Annotated in this window: 13 protein-coding genes; 7 read left to right on the plus strand and 6 right to left on the minus strand. The window is 58.4% G+C overall.

Annotated features, from left to right (window positions below):
- The first annotated feature begins 103 nt into the window (after positions 1–103).
- Both ACL2XQ_RS17885 and ACL2XQ_RS17890 read left to right on the plus strand, forming a co-directional pair.
- Positions 104–958, plus strand: a complete 855-nt coding sequence (locus ACL2XQ_RS17885) for an oxidoreductase (RefSeq protein ID WP_410014252.1) — start codon at positions 104–106, stop codon at positions 956–958.
- Between the two features lie 165 nt (positions 959–1,123).
- Entirely contained in the window at positions 1,124–2,293 is a 1,170-nt protein-coding gene (locus ACL2XQ_RS17890; RefSeq protein WP_413739517.1) for an amidohydrolase, read from the plus strand.
- A gap of 488 nt (positions 2,294–2,781) precedes the next feature.
- On the opposite strand, the gene ACL2XQ_RS17895 is transcribed toward ACL2XQ_RS17890, so the two are convergent.
- Positions 2,782–3,990 (minus strand): IS256 family transposase, encoded by a 1,209-nt coding sequence (locus tag ACL2XQ_RS17895; RefSeq protein ID WP_413740493.1) that lies wholly within the window; start codon positions 3,988–3,990, stop codon positions 2,782–2,784.
- Positions 3,991–4,940: 950 nt separating this feature from the next.
- On the opposite strand from ACL2XQ_RS17895, the gene ACL2XQ_RS17900 reads away from it, so the two are divergent.
- Entirely contained in the window at positions 4,941–6,149 is a 1,209-nt protein-coding gene (locus ACL2XQ_RS17900) for an IS256 family transposase (RefSeq protein ID WP_413740493.1), read from the plus strand.
- 383 nt (positions 6,150–6,532) lie between these two features.
- Here the strand turns inward: ACL2XQ_RS17900 and cbl are convergent, their stop codons facing one another.
- The 4 genes from cbl to ACL2XQ_RS17920 all read right to left on the minus strand — a co-directional run bounded on the left by cbl (position 6,533) and on the right by ACL2XQ_RS17920 (position 10,542).
- Complete coding sequence (gene cbl, locus ACL2XQ_RS17905) at positions 6,533–7,489, minus strand: HTH-type transcriptional regulator Cbl (protein ID WP_410014250.1); 957 nt, start codon at positions 7,487–7,489, stop codon at positions 6,533–6,535.
- A 268-nt stretch (positions 7,490–7,757) separates the two neighbouring features.
- Positions 7,758–8,468: an aspartate/glutamate racemase family protein gene (locus ACL2XQ_RS17910; protein ID WP_410014249.1), complete on the minus strand. Its 711-nt coding sequence runs from the start codon at positions 8,466–8,468 to the stop codon at positions 7,758–7,760.
- Positions 8,465–9,475 (minus strand): D-cysteine desulfhydrase, encoded by a 1,011-nt coding sequence (locus ACL2XQ_RS17915; RefSeq protein ID WP_413723313.1) that lies wholly within the window; start codon positions 9,473–9,475, stop codon positions 8,465–8,467. The genes ACL2XQ_RS17910 and ACL2XQ_RS17915 overlap by 4 nt, the downstream gene beginning before the upstream one ends.
- A gap of 35 nt (positions 9,476–9,510) precedes the next feature.
- A complete protein-coding gene (locus ACL2XQ_RS17920; RefSeq protein WP_413727956.1) occupies positions 9,511–10,542 on the minus strand; it encodes a malate/lactate/ureidoglycolate dehydrogenase in 1,032 nt (343 codons plus the stop codon).
- Positions 10,543–10,834: 292 nt separating this feature from the next.
- Between ACL2XQ_RS17920 and ACL2XQ_RS17925 the strand changes: the two genes are divergently transcribed.
- The 4 genes from ACL2XQ_RS17925 (at position 10,835) to ACL2XQ_RS17940 (ending at position 14,837) form a co-directional block, all read left to right on the plus strand.
- Positions 10,835–11,839 (plus strand): ABC transporter substrate-binding protein, encoded by a 1,005-nt coding sequence (locus ACL2XQ_RS17925; RefSeq protein WP_410014246.1) that lies wholly within the window; start codon positions 10,835–10,837, stop codon positions 11,837–11,839.
- Positions 11,840–11,871: 32 nt separating this feature from the next.
- Positions 11,872–12,726 carry an ABC transporter ATP-binding protein gene (locus ACL2XQ_RS17930; protein ID WP_413723315.1) on the plus strand — a complete coding sequence of 285 codons (855 nt, stop codon included), beginning with the start codon at positions 11,872–11,874 and terminating at the stop codon, positions 12,724–12,726.
- Between the two features lie 40 nt (positions 12,727–12,766).
- Complete coding sequence (locus tag ACL2XQ_RS17935; protein WP_410014244.1) at positions 12,767–13,633, plus strand: ABC transporter permease; 867 nt, start codon at positions 12,767–12,769, stop codon at positions 13,631–13,633.
- A 61-nt stretch (positions 13,634–13,694) separates the two neighbouring features.
- Positions 13,695–14,837 carry an iron-containing alcohol dehydrogenase family protein gene (locus tag ACL2XQ_RS17940; protein ID WP_413723316.1) on the plus strand — a complete coding sequence of 381 codons (1,143 nt, stop codon included), beginning with the start codon at positions 13,695–13,697 and terminating at the stop codon, positions 14,835–14,837.
- On the opposite strand, the gene ACL2XQ_RS17945 is transcribed toward ACL2XQ_RS17940, so the two are convergent.
- Complete coding sequence (locus ACL2XQ_RS17945) at positions 14,819–15,820, minus strand: ABC transporter substrate-binding protein (protein WP_413739519.1); 1,002 nt, start codon at positions 15,818–15,820, stop codon at positions 14,819–14,821. The genes ACL2XQ_RS17940 and ACL2XQ_RS17945 overlap by 19 nt on opposite strands.
- Positions 15,821–16,111 lie beyond the last annotated feature (291 nt).

The following is a 16,111-nucleotide window of genomic DNA, read 5'->3' on the forward strand; positions in this document are numbered from 1 at the left end:
TCATCCGTCGGTTGCAACCCGGGCCGGGGTATTACACTATGCTAACCAGCCGCTTTGCCGCCTGCGTGTAACGAGGCTCTTATCCTGAACAATCTGGAGAATAATGATGACGCAACACGAAAAACCAGTATGGTTTATTACCGGCTGCTCCACGGGTTTCGGCCGGGAACTGGCCGGCCATACCCTGTCTTTGGGTTATCCGACGGTCGTTACCGCGCGTAATCCGGACCAGGTCAACGATCTGATCGCCGGCCATGAGGATCATGCGCTGGTCTTAACCCTGGACGTCACGCGCCAGGAACAGGTGGACGCCGCCGTGAGCGCCGCGCTGGAAAAGTTCGGCCGTATCGATGTGCTGGTGAACAACGCCGGCATCGGTTATTTCGGTTCGTTCGAAGAGAGTGATATGGACGATGTGCGCCGCATGTTCGATATCAACGTCTGGGGCCTGACCGCCATGACCCGGGCCGTGCTGCCGGCCATGCGCAAGCAGCGCAGCGGCACCGTGGTCAATATCTCCTCCATCGGCGGCATTACCACCTTCCCCTCGCTGAGTTTTTACCACGCCACGAAATTCGCGGTGGAAGCCTTGTCCGAGTCGCTGGCGCAGGAAGTGGAACCCTTGGGCATTAAGGTGCTGATCGTCGAGCCGGGGCCGTTTCGCACCGACTGGGCCGGCCGTTCGGCCAATGAGGCGCCGCAGACCATCGCCGACTATGCCGAAACCGCGCATGCGCGCGCCCGCGTCAGTCGCGATAACAGCGGCAAGCAGCCGGGCGATCCGGTGCGCGCCGTCAAGGCCATCGTCAAGGCGGTGGAAGCCAAGCAGCCGCCGTTGCGTTTACTGCTGGGCAACCCCGCGCTCGAAAACGCCCATAAAAAAATCAAACTCCTGCAGCGGGATTTTGATGGCTGGGCAGACGTCACCCGCGGCGCGGATTTCCCTAAAGACGAGTAACGCCCGGCTCAGCATGCAGAATAAAGGCGGCGGCGGCGGCCCCCTTCCTGCCATCAGACCCGATGGCTATGTAATATAACCGAACAGTATTTACTGCAATTTAACATTAACCGCTAAGATAATTTTTTATCCGATATTCATTATCTCACAAAAGGGTCATACCCTATGTCTGGCAATATTGCTGAAAAATTGATTAGCTGTCGACGCGAACTGCACGCCTATCCCGAATTGTCCAACCAGGAATTCGCCACAACGGAAAGGATCACCCGTTGGCTGACGGAGGCCGGCATCCGGATTTTACCGTTAGCGCTGAAGACCGGCGTGGTGGCCGAAATCGGCAAACAACCCTTTCCCCTGATCGCCCTGCGCGCGGACATCGACGCGCTGCCTATCGATGAAGTTTCCGGCGTACCGTTCAGTTCGCGCCACGAAGGCGTTATGCACGCCTGCGGCCATGACGTCCATACTTCGGTGATGCTGGGGGCGGCGTTGTTATTAAAAGCGCGCGAAGCCACCCTGCCGGGCACGGTGCGGATATTGTTCCAGCCCGCGGAAGAAAATTTCAACGGCGCCTGCCATTTGATTGACGCCGGCGCGCTGGAGAACGTGTCGGCGGTATTCGGCATGCATAACGCGCCCGAGCTGCCGGTGGGCACCTTTGCCACCCGGCGCGGCGCGTTTTATGCCCATATCGACCGTTTCCAGATTACGGTGACCGGCAAGGGCGCCCATGCGGCCAAACCCGAGCAGGGTATTGATACCATCGTGACCGCCAGCCAGATTGTGAACGCGCTGCAAACCCTGCCGAGCCGGAATTTCAGCTCGCTGGAATCGCTGGTGGTGAGCGTGACGCGTATTCAGGGCGGCAATACCTGGAACGTGCTGCCGCAAACGGTGGAGCTGGAAGGCACAGTGCGTACGCATAATGTGAAGGTGCGTGAGAAAGTGCCGGATATTCTGACCCGGGTGATTGACGGGGTGGCCAGCGCCATGGGCGCGGAGGCGTCGCTGTCGTGGTATCCGGGGCCGCCGGCGGTGGTGAATACGCCTTTCTGGGCGGATTTCAGCCAGCGGGTGGCTGCCGACGCCGGTTATCAGGTCCAGGAAGCGGAGCTGCAAATGGGCGGCGAGGATTTTTCCCTGTATCTGCAGCAGGTGCCGGGGACCTTTGTCAGCATCGGTTCGGCCAGCGAATTCGGTCTGCACCATCCGCGGTTTAATCCCGACGAGCAGGTGATTTATCCGGCGGCGGCCTATTTCGCGCGTTTGGCCGATGAGGCGCTGTCCGCCCTGCTGTTGACGCAAACCAGCGCGCAAGCGGCTTCGGTGGATTAACGCCGGGCTGGCGGCACGTTCCCTCTTTAACACGTCTGCTTTGAACCCGGCGAGGGAGGGCATGCCATGGGCCCCCGGCCGGGTGGGAAAGCCGCGACTGATTTAACCTTATAGATAGACGTGCATTCCCTATAACTTGTCGTGGGTAGATGCGGCGATCGCAGTTCTGGCGCGCTTATGCGGCCGTGGATGGGTTAGGTCGCGGCGGTGAGGTTTATGTTGCCGCGGCGGTGAGGTTTATGTTGCCGCGGCGGTGAGGTTTATGTTGTTGCGGCGGTGAGGTTTATGTTGCCGCGGTGGTGAGGTTTATGTTGCCGCGGTGGTGAGGTTTATGTTGCCGCGGCGGTAAGGTTTATGTTGTTGCGGCGGTGAGATTTATGTTGTTGCGGCGGTGAGGTTTATGTTACCTCGGCGGGGGTTTCGCTTGCCGTGCGTTCGGCGGTTATATGGAATGCCGAGCCTGTTTAGGAATCTGTGTAAACGCCTTTTTATAAATGACCACTTAAACGATCTCCAAATTCTATACTAAAACGATTCAATGCCATCTTCCACTCCCTCACCGGCATCGACCATTTTTTTGACGCCGCCTGGATGGCCAGCCACACCACTTTTTTTACCGATTCGTCTGACGGGAATACCTTGCGTTTTTTAATAGCGTGTCGGATCACGCTGTTTAGCGACTCGATGGCGTTTGTGGTGTAGATCGCTTTGCGAATGTCTTCCGGATAGGCGAAGAATGTCGCAAGGTTAGTCCAGTTAGCCTGCCAGCTCCGGCTTACTTGCGGATAACGGGAGTTCCATACGCTGGCGAACGTCTCCAGCGCCCGCTGTCCCGCTTCCTCCGTCGGTGCCTGGTACACTGCCTTCAAGTCTCGCATGACGGCCCTGGCGTCTTTCCAGGAGACAAAGCGCAGGCTGTTACGCACCATGTGTACGATACAAAGCTGAATGCAGGTCCTCGGGTAGACCGTATTAATAGCGTCAGGAAAGCCTTTCAGGCCATCGACGCAGGCGATAAAAATATCCTGTAATCCCCGGTTTTTAAGCTCGGTCAACACGTTTAGCCAGAACTTCGCGCCTTCGTTCTCTGCCATCCACATGCCCAGCAGTTCCTTTTGGCCTTCAATGTTAATTCCCAACGCCAGATACACGGATTTATTGATGACGCGACCGTCGTGGCGAACTTTTACCACGATGCAGTCCAGGTAAATGATGGGATAGAGCGTATCGAGTGGGCGATTCTGCCATTCAGTGACCTGCTCCAGAACCGCCTCAGTGACTTTCGATATCAGTGCTGGTGAGACATCCGCATCGTACATTTCCTTAAACATCGCCGATATCTCACGGGTGGTCATGCCTTTGGCATAAAGCGCCAGGATCTGGTCATCCATTCCGGTAATACGGGTCTGATTTTTCTTCACTAGTTGGGGCTCGAAGGTCCCTTCGCGATCACGAGGTGTCCTCAGCTCTAGCGGGCCATCACCTGTGGTAACCGTTTTAGAGGAATAACCGTTACGGGCGTTGGAACCCGATTTGAGCTGATTTTTCTCATAACCCAAATGGTGAGTCAGTTCAGCTTTAAGGGCAGCCTCAACACTTAATTTTTTTAAAAACCGATCAAATTGGCTCAGATCCTCAGGGGTTTTGAGACTTTTAGCCAGCTCAGTTGCGAGAGCCTGTAGCAATTTTTCGTCCATAAATTCACCTAATTCTAATGATGGATTGAACATATCAAAATCAGGCGATTACACAATCTTATGTACAGGCTCGGAATGCCGGGCGCCGGCAAGCGACAAAGAGGCCGTACCGCGACGGCCTCCTTGACCTCCGCGCGCCCGGCAGGTCGCGCGTCGCTGCGCGATGCCTTCCGTCGCCCATGCCCCCGTGATGCACCGGCCCGGTATGCGCTCCCGGCGCAACCGGGCCTTTCGCCGCTCCCGGCGGCTCATGCCGGGGGCACTGGCGCCGTCAGCGCGCTTTATGCCGGTCCACATGTCGCTTTCGCACTGCATATTATGAAGCAACAGCGGCGCTGTTGCTTGGGACAGGGTCTGGCATCGGCATATGAGTGACCGTTAGGGAATACAACGGGTATGGAGTGCGGCTGGCACAGCGAAAAGCAAGTCATACAGGCATACAGGTATGCAGTCACGCAGTAAGGCATACATCATTTAGCGTTAAGTTTTAACAGTAAGCATGACGCTTTTAGCTTTTGGCTTTTGGCTTTTGGCTTTTGGCTTTTAGCCATCAGACTGCAGACGTTAGCCCAAAATGGATGCTGATATTTTTCCCGGTAAGTACATGCCGCAAGAAACCCAAAAACGCTATTTTACTCACAGGCGATGGTGTTGACCTGGTGCCGGCATAGAGTGCGCCGGCGGCGCGCATCGCGGCTGGATGAGCCGCCGGGAGCGGCGAAAGCCCGGATTGCGCCGGGAGCGCATATCGGGCGGTCCAAAAGCCGGGATGGGTGATGTCGGGCACCGCGCAGCGGCGCACGATCTGCCGGACGCGCGGAGGTCAAGGAGGCCGTCGCGGTACGGCCTCTTTGTCGCTTGCCGGCGCCCGGCATTCCGAGCCTGTACATAAGATTGTGTAATCGCCTGATTTTGATATGTTCAATCCATCATTAGAATTAGGTGAATTTATGGACGAAAAATTGCTACAGGCTCTCGCAACTGAGCTGGCTAAAAGTCTCAAAACCCCTGAGGATCTGAGCCAATTTGATCGGTTTTTAAAAAAATTAAGTGTTGAGGCTGCCCTTAAAGCTGAACTGACTCACCATTTGGGTTATGAGAAAAATCAGCTCAAATCGGGTTCCAACGCCCGTAACGGTTATTCCTCTAAAACGGTTACCACAGGTGATGGCCCGCTAGAGCTGAGGACACCTCGTGATCGCGAAGGGACCTTCGAGCCCCAACTAGTGAAGAAAAATCAGACCCGTATTACCGGAATGGATGACCAGATCCTGGCGCTTTATGCCAAAGGCATGACCACCCGTGAGATATCGGCGATGTTTAAGGAAATGTACGATGCGGATGTCTCACCAGCACTGATATCGAAAGTCACTGAGGCGGTTCTGGAGCAGGTCACTGAATGGCAGAATCGCCCACTCGATACGCTCTATCCCATCATTTACCTGGACTGCATCGTGGTAAAAGTTCGCCACGACGGTCGCGTCATCAATAAATCCGTGTATCTGGCGTTGGGAATTAACATTGAAGGCCAAAAGGAACTGCTGGGCATGTGGATGGCAGAGAACGAAGGCGCGAAGTTCTGGCTAAACGTGTTGACCGAGCTTAAAAACCGGGGATTACAGGATATTTTTATCGCCTGCGTCGATGGCCTGAAAGGCTTTCCTGACGCTATTAATACGGTCTACCCGAGGACCTGCATTCAGCTTTGTATCGTACACATGGTGCGTAACAGCCTGCGCTTTGTCTCCTGGAAAGACGCCAGGGCCGTCATGCGAGACTTGAAGGCAGTGTACCAGGCACCGACGGAGGAAGCGGGACAGCGGGCGCTGGAGACGTTCGCCAGCGTATGGAACTCCCGTTATCCGCAAGTAAGCCGGAGCTGGCAGGCTAACTGGACTAACCTTGCGACATTCTTCGCCTATCCGGAAGACATTCGCAAAGCGATCTACACCACAAACGCCATCGAGTCGCTAAACAGCGTGATCCGACACGCTATTAAAAAACGCAAGGTATTCCCGTCAGACGAATCGGTAAAAAAAGTGGTGTGGCTGGCCATCCAGGCGGCGTCAAAAAAATGGTCGATGCCGGTGAGGGAGTGGAAGATGGCATTGAATCGTTTTAGTATAGAATTTGGAGATCGTTTAAGTGGTCATTTATAAAAAGGCGTTTACACAGATTCCTAAACAGGCTCGGCATTCCATATAACCGCCGAACGCACGGCAAGCGAAACCCTCACCGCGGCAACATAAACCTCGCCACACGCCCCTTCGCCGCAGCAGCATAAACACGCAAGCGCAACTCGCAAGCGCCCCCCCGGCCAAGGCTGGCCGCTGCAGATTTACATTCAGAAAAAAGGTTTATCTCTCTATGTCATTGCGTGCTACACACAGCAGCCAGGTGACAAGATCACCAGATCATTACCGGCCGAAACACTGAACTTGCGCGACGGTGACTCGGGCGGGCGGGAAAACCATGCCCCATAGGCACGCACTTCCCTCAACACCTTTGCGCGACGTTGACGGGCCGGGCGGTGCGCCCGGGGTTAGATTTGATAATCCAGCGCGGTCTCGAGAGCGTGAGGCGAAAGCACCTGTTCCTCGATTTCGGTCAGGGACAGCTGGGGGTTGCAAAGCTGGATAAAGCGCCAGGCATATTTGCGCTGCAGTTGGCCGCGTTTTACCCCCAACCATACGGTGCTGGCTTCGAACAGATGCTCGGCGTTGAGGCTGACCAGTCCGGTATCGCGCTCGCGATTGTAGGACATGTCCGCCAGCAGGCCGACGCCGAGTCCCAGCTCGACATAAGTTTTGATAACATCGGAATCCTGGGCGCTGAGCACCACCTCCGGCTTCAGCCCCGCGGCCTGAAAAGCCACGTCCAGCCTGGAGCGGCCGGTGATGCCGCGCCGGTAGGTAACCAGCGGATATTCGCTGAGGGTTTCCAGCGTTATGTCACCCGCCTGCGTCAGCGGGTGGCCTTCCGGTACCAGTACCGTATGGTGCCAGCTGTAATAAGGAAACGCCGCCAGTTGATCTTCGCCCATCAGCTTTTCACTGGCGATGCCCACGTCCGCTTCGCCGGATTGCAGCATGGAAACAATCTCCTCCGGGCTGCCCTGGTTCAGCACCAGGCGCACGCGCGGATACAGCGCGCGAAACTCCTTGATCACCGCCGGCAGGCTGTAGCGCGCCTGGGTATGGGTGGTAACAATGGAAAGTTCGCCTGAATCATTATTGGCAAAAACATCGGCGATGCGCCGAATATTATTGGCGTCGCTTAATATACGTTCCGCCACTACCAGCAGGGCTTTACCCGGTTCCGTCATGCCGATTAAACGTTTACCGCGGCGGATAAAAATTTCCACGCCCAGCTCTTCTTCCAGTTCACGAATATGGCGGCTGACGCCGGACTGGGAGGTAAATAACATACTGGCCACGTCAGTCAGGTTATAATTGCAACGGGCGGATTCCCGAATAATACGTAGTTGCTGAAAGTTCACGCGACGCCCCTCCTTTATCTTTAATATGGCTATATTCATACCGAGTAATAGCTAAAGGGACAAATAAGAAAAAACGGTAACTTATAGTTTTTTATACTAAGGAAAAACGCGGTAACAGATTAACGCGGGAAAATAATAAAAAGACAGGATTAACAGTAGGTTAAATTTTATCTTTTTTGGCCGGACATTATCAGCCGGCGACGGCGCTGCGCATGCGGCGGCTAAAGCAAAAATTTTTCTAAGCTTTTGCCTTTAGCCGCTAAGTCAATCAGGCGCCGTCGCGGTACGCCAGCCAATGCCGGACGGCGGCCCGGGCCAGCGCCCGGGTCGGGTCAACGCTTACCGACCGCCAGGGTGAGTCGATGGCCGCAAAGGCCGGCGGCACCTCGGTGCAGGCCAGGATCAGGCGTGCGGCGCCACGCGCCGCCAGCGCCTGCGCAAGACGAGACAATAGCTCGCCGCCGCCGCGCAGATCGCCGCGTTTTACCGCATAGCAGCCGGGCACAAACCATTCCCGCATCTCCTGCGGCAGCGGCGTCAGCGTTTCGCCGCCCAGCGCGGCGATGCGCTGCTGGAACCAGCCGGCGTCCAGCGTGCCCTGCGTGGCGATGAGCCCTATCCGTTCGCCCCGCTCCGGACGCAGGCTGTCCAGCGTGGCGTCGGCAATATGCAGCAGCGGCGCACGGCTGGCCGCCGCCAGCTCGCCATACCAGTGGTGGGCGGTATTGCAGGCGATAAGGATATGGCTGGCGCCGGCGCCGTTGAGCCGGCGCACGCCGTGCAGTAGCTGCGGCAGCGGCGACGGACCGGTGCCGGCCAGCGCCTGCTGCCGGTCGGCGACTTGCGGTACGTTCCAGGCCACCACCGGCGCATGCTGCTGATCGCTGTGCGCGGGGGTTTCCTCGATGATTTTCTGCATCAGGTCGACGGTGGCCAGCGGCCCCATCCCCCCCAGGATCCCCAGCAGGAAACGGCTCATTGCTGCGACTGCTCCAGCAATTGGCGATAGCCGAACAGTCCCGCCGAGCCGCCGGTATGGATAAAGACCACATTCTCACCCGGCTTGAACTGCCCCTGGCGAATCAGGTCGATCAACCCCGCCATACCCTTGCCGGTATAGACCGGGTCGAGCAAGATGCCCTCGAGCTGCGCCAGCAGGCGCAGGGCTTCCAGGGTACCGTCGGTGGGCAGGCCGTACCCTTCCCCCACATAATCGCTGTTGACCTTGATGCGATCGCGGGGCAGTTCGCCGCGCGCGCCAAGCAATTGCCAGGTGCGGGAGGCCAGCGCATAGACATTTTCTTCCTGTTTGGCCTTGGGGGCGCGCACGCTGATGCCCAGCACCGGAATGCCGCTGTTGCTGGCTTCCAGCCCGCTGACCAGGCCCGCCTGGGTGCCGGTGCTGCCGGTGGCGTGGACGATATGATCAATGCGCAGCCGCTGTTGGCTTGACTGGTAAAGCAGTTCCTCGGCGCAGGCCGCATAGCCCAGCGCGCCGATGGGATTGGAGCCGCCGCCCGGGATGACGTACGGCCGGTGGCCCTGGGCGCGCAGGGTGTCGGCTAGCCGTTCCATGGCCGCCTGCATATCGCTGCCGGCCGGCAGATGTTCTACGATGGCGCCGCCAAGCAGGTTATCCAGCAGGATATTGCCGGAGCGTTGGTAATCTTCGCCGAACCGGTCCACCCGCGTTTCCAGCAGAACCTGCGTTTTCAGGCCAAGTTTGGCGGCGCCGGCAATGGTCTGGCGGACATGATTGGATTGGGTCGCCCCCTGGGTTATCACCACGTCGGCCTCCTGGCGTACCGCGTCGGCCAGCAGGAATTCCAGTTTACGCGTTTTGTTGCCGCCGCTCGCCAGGCCGGTGTTATCGTCGCGCTTGATATACAGGGTCGGACCGCCGAGGTAGCGGCTTAAATTGGGCAAGGCTTCCAAGGGAGTGGGGAACTGTCCAAGGGTCAGACGGGGAAAACGGGCCAGATGCATAATGTTTTTCCTGGATTGAGAGCGAGAATGAACAATCAGAGTGTCGCGACGCCGGGGGTTGCCAGCGCCGCCAGTTGCCGCCAGCTGGTCTCATCGATAAATAGGCCCTGGCTGAGGCGTTGTTGATATTTTTCCTGCTCGGCGTCGCCGGGCAATAATAAGGCGTTGTCGTCGCGGGAGCTGCGCACCCAATCGAGCAAGCCGGCGATTTCCCGGCGATAGCTGTCGGCGCCGCCCAGTTTTTCCGGGTCGATAACGATCGACAGCATGCTGTTGAGGATGCGCTGCTTATCCCGGTTGTCATGGCGCTCGGTCATGCCGCCGGTCAGCGCCGCGCCGAGGAGCGAGCAAACCACCGACAGGCCCGACCCTTTATGCTGGCCGAACGGCAGCAGCGCGCCGAAGGGTTCGGTCATCAGCCAGCGCGGGTCGACGGCGGGCTGCCCTTTATCATCGACGATGCATCCCGGCGCCAATGGCTGGCCGGCGTTCCAGGCCAGCCGCACCTTATTGCCGGCGATAATGCTGGTGGCGAAATCCAGGATCAGCGGATGCCCCCCCGCCACCGGAATGCCGACGCAAAACGGGTTGGTGCCCAGGCGCGGCTGCACCCCCTGCCAGGGCATCACCGGCGAACGGCTGTTGACATTGGCAAAGTGGATGGAGACCAGCCCGGCCTGCGCCGCCTGTTCCGCCCAGGCGCCGATGCGTCCCAGATGGTGGGCGTCGGCCAGGCCGATAACCGCGACACCGTATTCCCCGGCGCGCCGTATGCCGGCATCCATGGCCTGGCGCCCCACCACCTGGCCGAACCCCTGGCCGCCGTTGAAAGACAGCACGGCGCCCGCGTCAAGGGTGACGGTGGCGCGGGCATCGGGATGCAGTCCGCCTTCGGCGATGGCGGCGATATAGCGCGGCAACATGGTCACGCCGTGGGAGTCATGCCCTTTCAGGCAGGCGTCCACCAGATTATCCGCCACCATGGCGGCCACGTCAGGCGCGACCTTGATATCCGTCAGCCGGGCGGCGACATAGTCGCGCAAAAAGGAATGCTGGAAAAGCGGCACGTTATATTCTCCTGGCGTTGCACGGCGCCCTGTTTATTGCCATGAACATCATGCTTAATCGTTGCCGCCACTATATCGCCGAAGAACTTTCCACCCAAAGACAACAATTAACTATCGATAGACGTAAAATGACTTTAGGTTATTATCGTTTATTGCCATTAATGCACTAAGCAAAGTTAAATAATGCATAAACATCTGCTTCTAATTTATTCCAAAAAACGATTTAACAATTATCACCGCATCACTTTATGATGGCGGGAATCATTTTCTTCTCTATTCTGGGATAACATTAATGAATGTTTTGTTCAAAGGTATCGGCATCATTGCCGCCTGCGGTATTTTCCTGGGCAGCGTCCCGGCGCGGGCGGAAGGCACCATCAGCATCGCGCAGCAGTTCGGCATCGGCTATCTGATCCTTGATGTGGTGCGCGACCAGCAGTTGATTGAAAAGCACGGCAAAGAGCAGGGCCTGGATATCAAAGTGGACTGGCACAGCATTTCCGGCGCCACGGCGATGAACGAAGCGTTGCTGACCGGCGCGCTGGACGTGGCCTCCGCCGGGGTGCCGCCGGCGCTGACCGTTTGGGACCGCACCCGCGGCAAACAGAATGTCAAGGCGGTGGCCGCTCTCGGCTCCATGCCCAATTACCTGCTGAGCAATAATCCAGCGGTGAAAAGCGTCAGCGACCTGAGCGATAAAGACCGGATCGCCGTCCCCGCCGCCGGGGTAGGGTTTCAATCCCGCACCCTGCAAATTGAAACCGCGCGCCTGTTCGGCAACGCGGAATATAAAAAATACGACAGCATTACCCTGAGCCTGCCGCATCCCGACGCGACCAGCGCGCTTATCTCGGGCGGCGCGGAAATTACCGCGCATTTTTCCAGCCCGCCGTTTCAGTACCAGGCGCTGGAACATGCCAATATCCACAAGATACTGAGCTCCTACGATGTGCTGGGCGGCAAAGGCACGTTTAACCTGCTGTACGCCACCGAGAAATTCCATGACGAAAACCCGAAAACCTATAAGGCGTTTTTTGACGCCCTGGCCGAGGCGGAGCAGATCATCAAAGCCGATAAAAACGCGGCGGCCAAGACCTATATTCGCGTAGAGCAATCCCATCTGCCGCTGGAGCTTATCGAGAAAATTGTCAACGATCCGGAAAATGACTTTACCATCGCGCCGCAGAAAACCTTTGTCTACGCTGAAAAACTGCATGAACTCGGCATCCTGAAAAACAGCGCCGGCTCGTGGAAGGATTACTTCTTCCCCGAAGCCTACGCCCTGCCCGGCAGTTGAATCCGGGCTTCCGGTTAAAAGGAAAACGCACCATGACATTACATATCCAGCAGGCTCCGGATAACGCGCCGCTGTTGCGGGTAGGCGCTTTGAACCTGGAATACCGCACGCGCCAGCGCGTGGTGCGGGCCACCCATGATGTCAGTTTTGATGTCTTCCCGGCCGATCGTTTTGTGTTGCTGGGGCCGTCGGGCTGCGGCAAATCGAGCCTGCTGAAAGCCGTGGGGGGGTTTTTGCCCGCGGTCGGCGGCAGCATTCTGCTGGACGGCGAACGCGTCACGCAGCCCGGGCCGGACCGGCTAATGGTGTTTCAGGAGTTCGATCAGCTGCCGCCCTGGAAAACCGTGCTGGAAAACGTCATGTTCCCGCTGCTGGCGAGCGGCAAGGCCCGGCGGCCCGAAGCCCGTGAACGCGCCGGGTATTTTCTCGACAAGGTGGGGCTGACGGCGTTTGCCGATGCTTATCCCCATACCCTGTCGGGCGGCATGAAACAACGGGTCGCCATCGCCCGGGCGCTGGCGATGGAGCCGAAGGTACTGCTGATGGACGAACCTTTCGCCGCCCTCGACGCCCTGACCAGGCGCAAAATGCAGGAGGAATTGCTGGCGCTATGGGAAGAGGTGCGCTTTACCCTGCTGTTTGTTACCCATTCCATTGAGGAAGCGCTGGTGGTCGGCAGCCGCATCCTGCTGCTGTCGCCCCATCCAGGACGGGTGCGCGCGGAGATGAACAGCCATCAGTTCGGCATCAACGACTTCGGCGGCAGCGATTTCCAGCAGGCCGCGCGCCGCATCCACGACCTGTTATTCAGCGATCCGGCGGCGTCCCAGACCGATCGCGCGGTCGCGGACAAACCACGGTTTAAAGTGGTCGGCGGCGCGCGATGATCATTTTTAGCCCTAAGCCATACCGTCAGGAAGCGTTGCCATGACCAAAAATCCTCCGATACGCCCCGAATATCAGCGGGATCTGCCGCCGATAGCCGAACTGAGCCTGGCTACGCCGCTGCCCTGGTCGACACGGCTGTGGAATCTTACCTGGCTGCGCAAAACGGCCATCCTGCTGGTGCTGATAGCGCTGTGGGAAATCGCCGCCCGGTGGCAAAACAACGATCTGCTGCTGCCCGGCTTTATCCAGACCTTTACCGCCTTTACCCAGGATATGGCCAGCGGCGAACTGCCGGCCAAGATCGGCCTGTCGCTGGGCACCCTGATCAAGGGCTACGCCATCGGCACCCTGCTTGCGCTGGCGTTAAGCTCCCTGGCGGTATCAACCCGTCTCGGCCGGGATATATTAAGCACCCTGACCTCGATGTTTAATCCTTTGCCCGCCATCGCGCTGCTGCCGCTGGCGCTGCTGTGGTTCGGCCTGGGGGAAAACAGCCTGATTTTCGTGCTGGTGCATTCAGTGATGTGGCCGATGGCGGTGAATACCTATACCGGTTTCCTCGGGGTCTCCGATACGCTGCGCATGACCGGCCGCAATTACGGACTGCGCGGTCTGCGCTACGTCTGGCATATCCTGATTCCCGCCGCCCTGCCCTCGATTCTGTCCGGCCTGAAAATCGGCTGGGCTTTTGCCTGGCGCACCCTGATTGCCGCCGAGCTGGTGTTCGGCGCGTCGAGCGGCAAGGGCGGGCTGGGCTGGTATATTTTCCAGAACCGCAACGAACTCTTTACCGATCGGGTTTTTGCCGGGCTGATTTCGGTGATCATTATCGGCTTACTGGTGGAAGGCCTGATTTTCACCACCCTCGAGCGCGTCACCGTCAAGCGCTGGGGCATGCAGAAATAGCGCGGGGCATCCGCCCTATAAACCCAGGCCGGCCGGGCCGGCTGGCAAGGAGAGACATATCGTGATTGTGGTTAAAGCACCCCAGAATTACCTTAACGAAGCCGGACTGATTAACCGCATCGGCGACTACGTCGCGCCAATAACGCGCGAACGGGTGATGATCATTACCAGCCCGCGCGCCTGGCAGGCAACGCAGCCGGCGCTGGAAGCCAGCTTCAGCGCCCACGGCATCGGTTTCCAGCGCTATTTTTTACAGGGCGAATGTACCCGCGCCACTATCGCCGCCTTCAGCGCCCAGGCGCAGGCGCAGGACATCAGGCTGGTTATCGGCGTCGGCGGCGGTAAAGTGCTGGACACAGCCAAGGGTATCGCCGAATCCTGCGGACAACTGCCGCTTATCACCGTGCCCACCATTGCCGCCACATGCGCCGCCTGGTCGCCGATTTCGGTGCTATACACCGAGGCCGGCGGCCATCTGAACTCCATGCCGTTGCAGCGCACCCCGGAATGGGTGCTGGTGGACAGCGCGATTATCGCCGCCACGCCGGTGCGCTACCTGAAGGCCGGTATTGTGGACGCGCTGGCCAAATGGTATGAGTTCGAGCCTTACCTGCGTCGGGACGACAGCAGCCTGTCGCTGGTGCTCAAGGCGCAGGCGGCAAAACTGGCGCTGGATATATTTGAGCAGTCGGGCGCGCAGGCGCTGGCCGATAATGAGGCCGGCCTGGCCACGCCGGTGCTGGCCAGGGTATTGGACGGGGTGATTGCCCTGGCCGGCATGGCCAACAGCATGCGCGATGAAATTCCCCGTATCGGCGTCGCCCACGCCGTGCACAACAGCATGACCTACCATCCCGATCTGCACGGATTTTTGCATGGCGAACTGGTGGGATTCGGGCTGGTGGTACAGTCCTATCTGGACGACGACCGGCCGGACAGCCTGGCGGCGCAGGCCCATTTATTGCAGTTGCTGACGCTGTTTTCCACGCCGATCACCCTGCGGCAGCTGGGCATCACCGACGCGATTGACCAGCGCATTAAACAGATTGCGCTGGGGGTGAAAATTTCGGCGGACAACGCCGCGCGGCTGCCCTTTGCGCTGGGGACGGAGCGCATCGAGCGGGCGCTGGCCAAAACCGCCGGCGGGGACGCGCCGCGCGACGGGGTTGCCTCGCCGAAGCCGGCTTATTCCTGCGGCAGGTAGTCGTTGGTATAGTACTGAGCGGCGGGCAGCGTCTGCTTGACAATGCCAAGGCTGGTAACGGCGCTCAGCAGCGCGCTCCAGGCGCTATCGTCCAGCCTGAGCTGGTCCTTGCCCGGTTTGCCCAGTATCGCCATGGTGTCCTGCCACTGCTGTTTCACGAAGGCGGGATCATAGGCTTTACTGTACTGGGCGGCAAAAGCCGCCGTGCCTTCGTCGGGGTGCTCGATGGCATAACGGATGCTTTTGGCGGTGGCACGCATAAAGGCCTTGGCCAGCTGCGGATTCTTATTAAGCCACTGCTGGTTGCCGGCGAACATAAAGATCGGCGTATCGGGCACGCCGTGCGCCGTAGCCGCCAGGTACTCCGGCTTTTTGCCGGTGGTGACGGCTATTTCCGTCCCTTCGGCGTTGGTGATGCCGGTGGTGGCGTCCACCCGGTTTTGCAGCAGCAGCGGCACGGTATCATCCGCGGCGGCAACCATCTGCACGTCGTCAAGCGTCATGCCGGCGCTTTTCAACATCAGCGACAGCTGCGCCTTGGTCCAGGCGTCATTATAGATGCCGATTTTTTTACCCTTCAGTTCAGCGACGGTTACCGGCTTACCCTGCGGCGTAAAAATCCCCCAGTTATTGCCGCTGCCGTAACGGCCGATGGCGATGACCGGGGCGCCTTGCTCCTTGGCGAAAATGATGTCCATCACCGTGGTAAACGCCACGTCGGCACGGCCGGTGCCGAGAAATTTCATGGTATCGGCCACCGTGGGCGGCGCGACGATATTCAGGTCAATCCCCTCTTCCAGATAAAAACCCTTGGCTTTACCCAGCGTCCAGGGGATCCAAAAGCCGTCCGCCACCGGCCATTCCTGGACAAAGGTCACTTTGGCCGGCGCCTGGGCGGCCTGGACGGAAAAAGCGGTGACCGACAGCGCCAGCACGGCGGCCGCGCCTAACGCCGCATGACGAAATAATGCAGATAATGTCATAAATCATTTCCCTTAAGCCATGATGGGCAAGTGATAACCGATCCCCGGGGGGGGGCAGGCAGGCACGGGCAGGTAATCCGGAATCAGCCGCGCCATCTATGTAGAATAGTGGAAGCGAAACAGTATTGTTGTTGTTTTTTCAACTGTTATACAGAATGCTCCGATGGCGGCCCAGGGTAAATTCCCGCAAAATCACTTTTTGTAAGTGTAATAGAGGGCAAAGACAATGCAGAATTTGATTCTCATCGCCGTATTGCTCGGCATCGCGATATTTTCATTGGTTATGGCAGT

The organism is Sodalis sp. RH14 (assembly GCF_047324285.1).
Classification (GTDB): domain Bacteria; phylum Pseudomonadota; class Gammaproteobacteria; order Enterobacterales; family Enterobacteriaceae; genus Acerihabitans.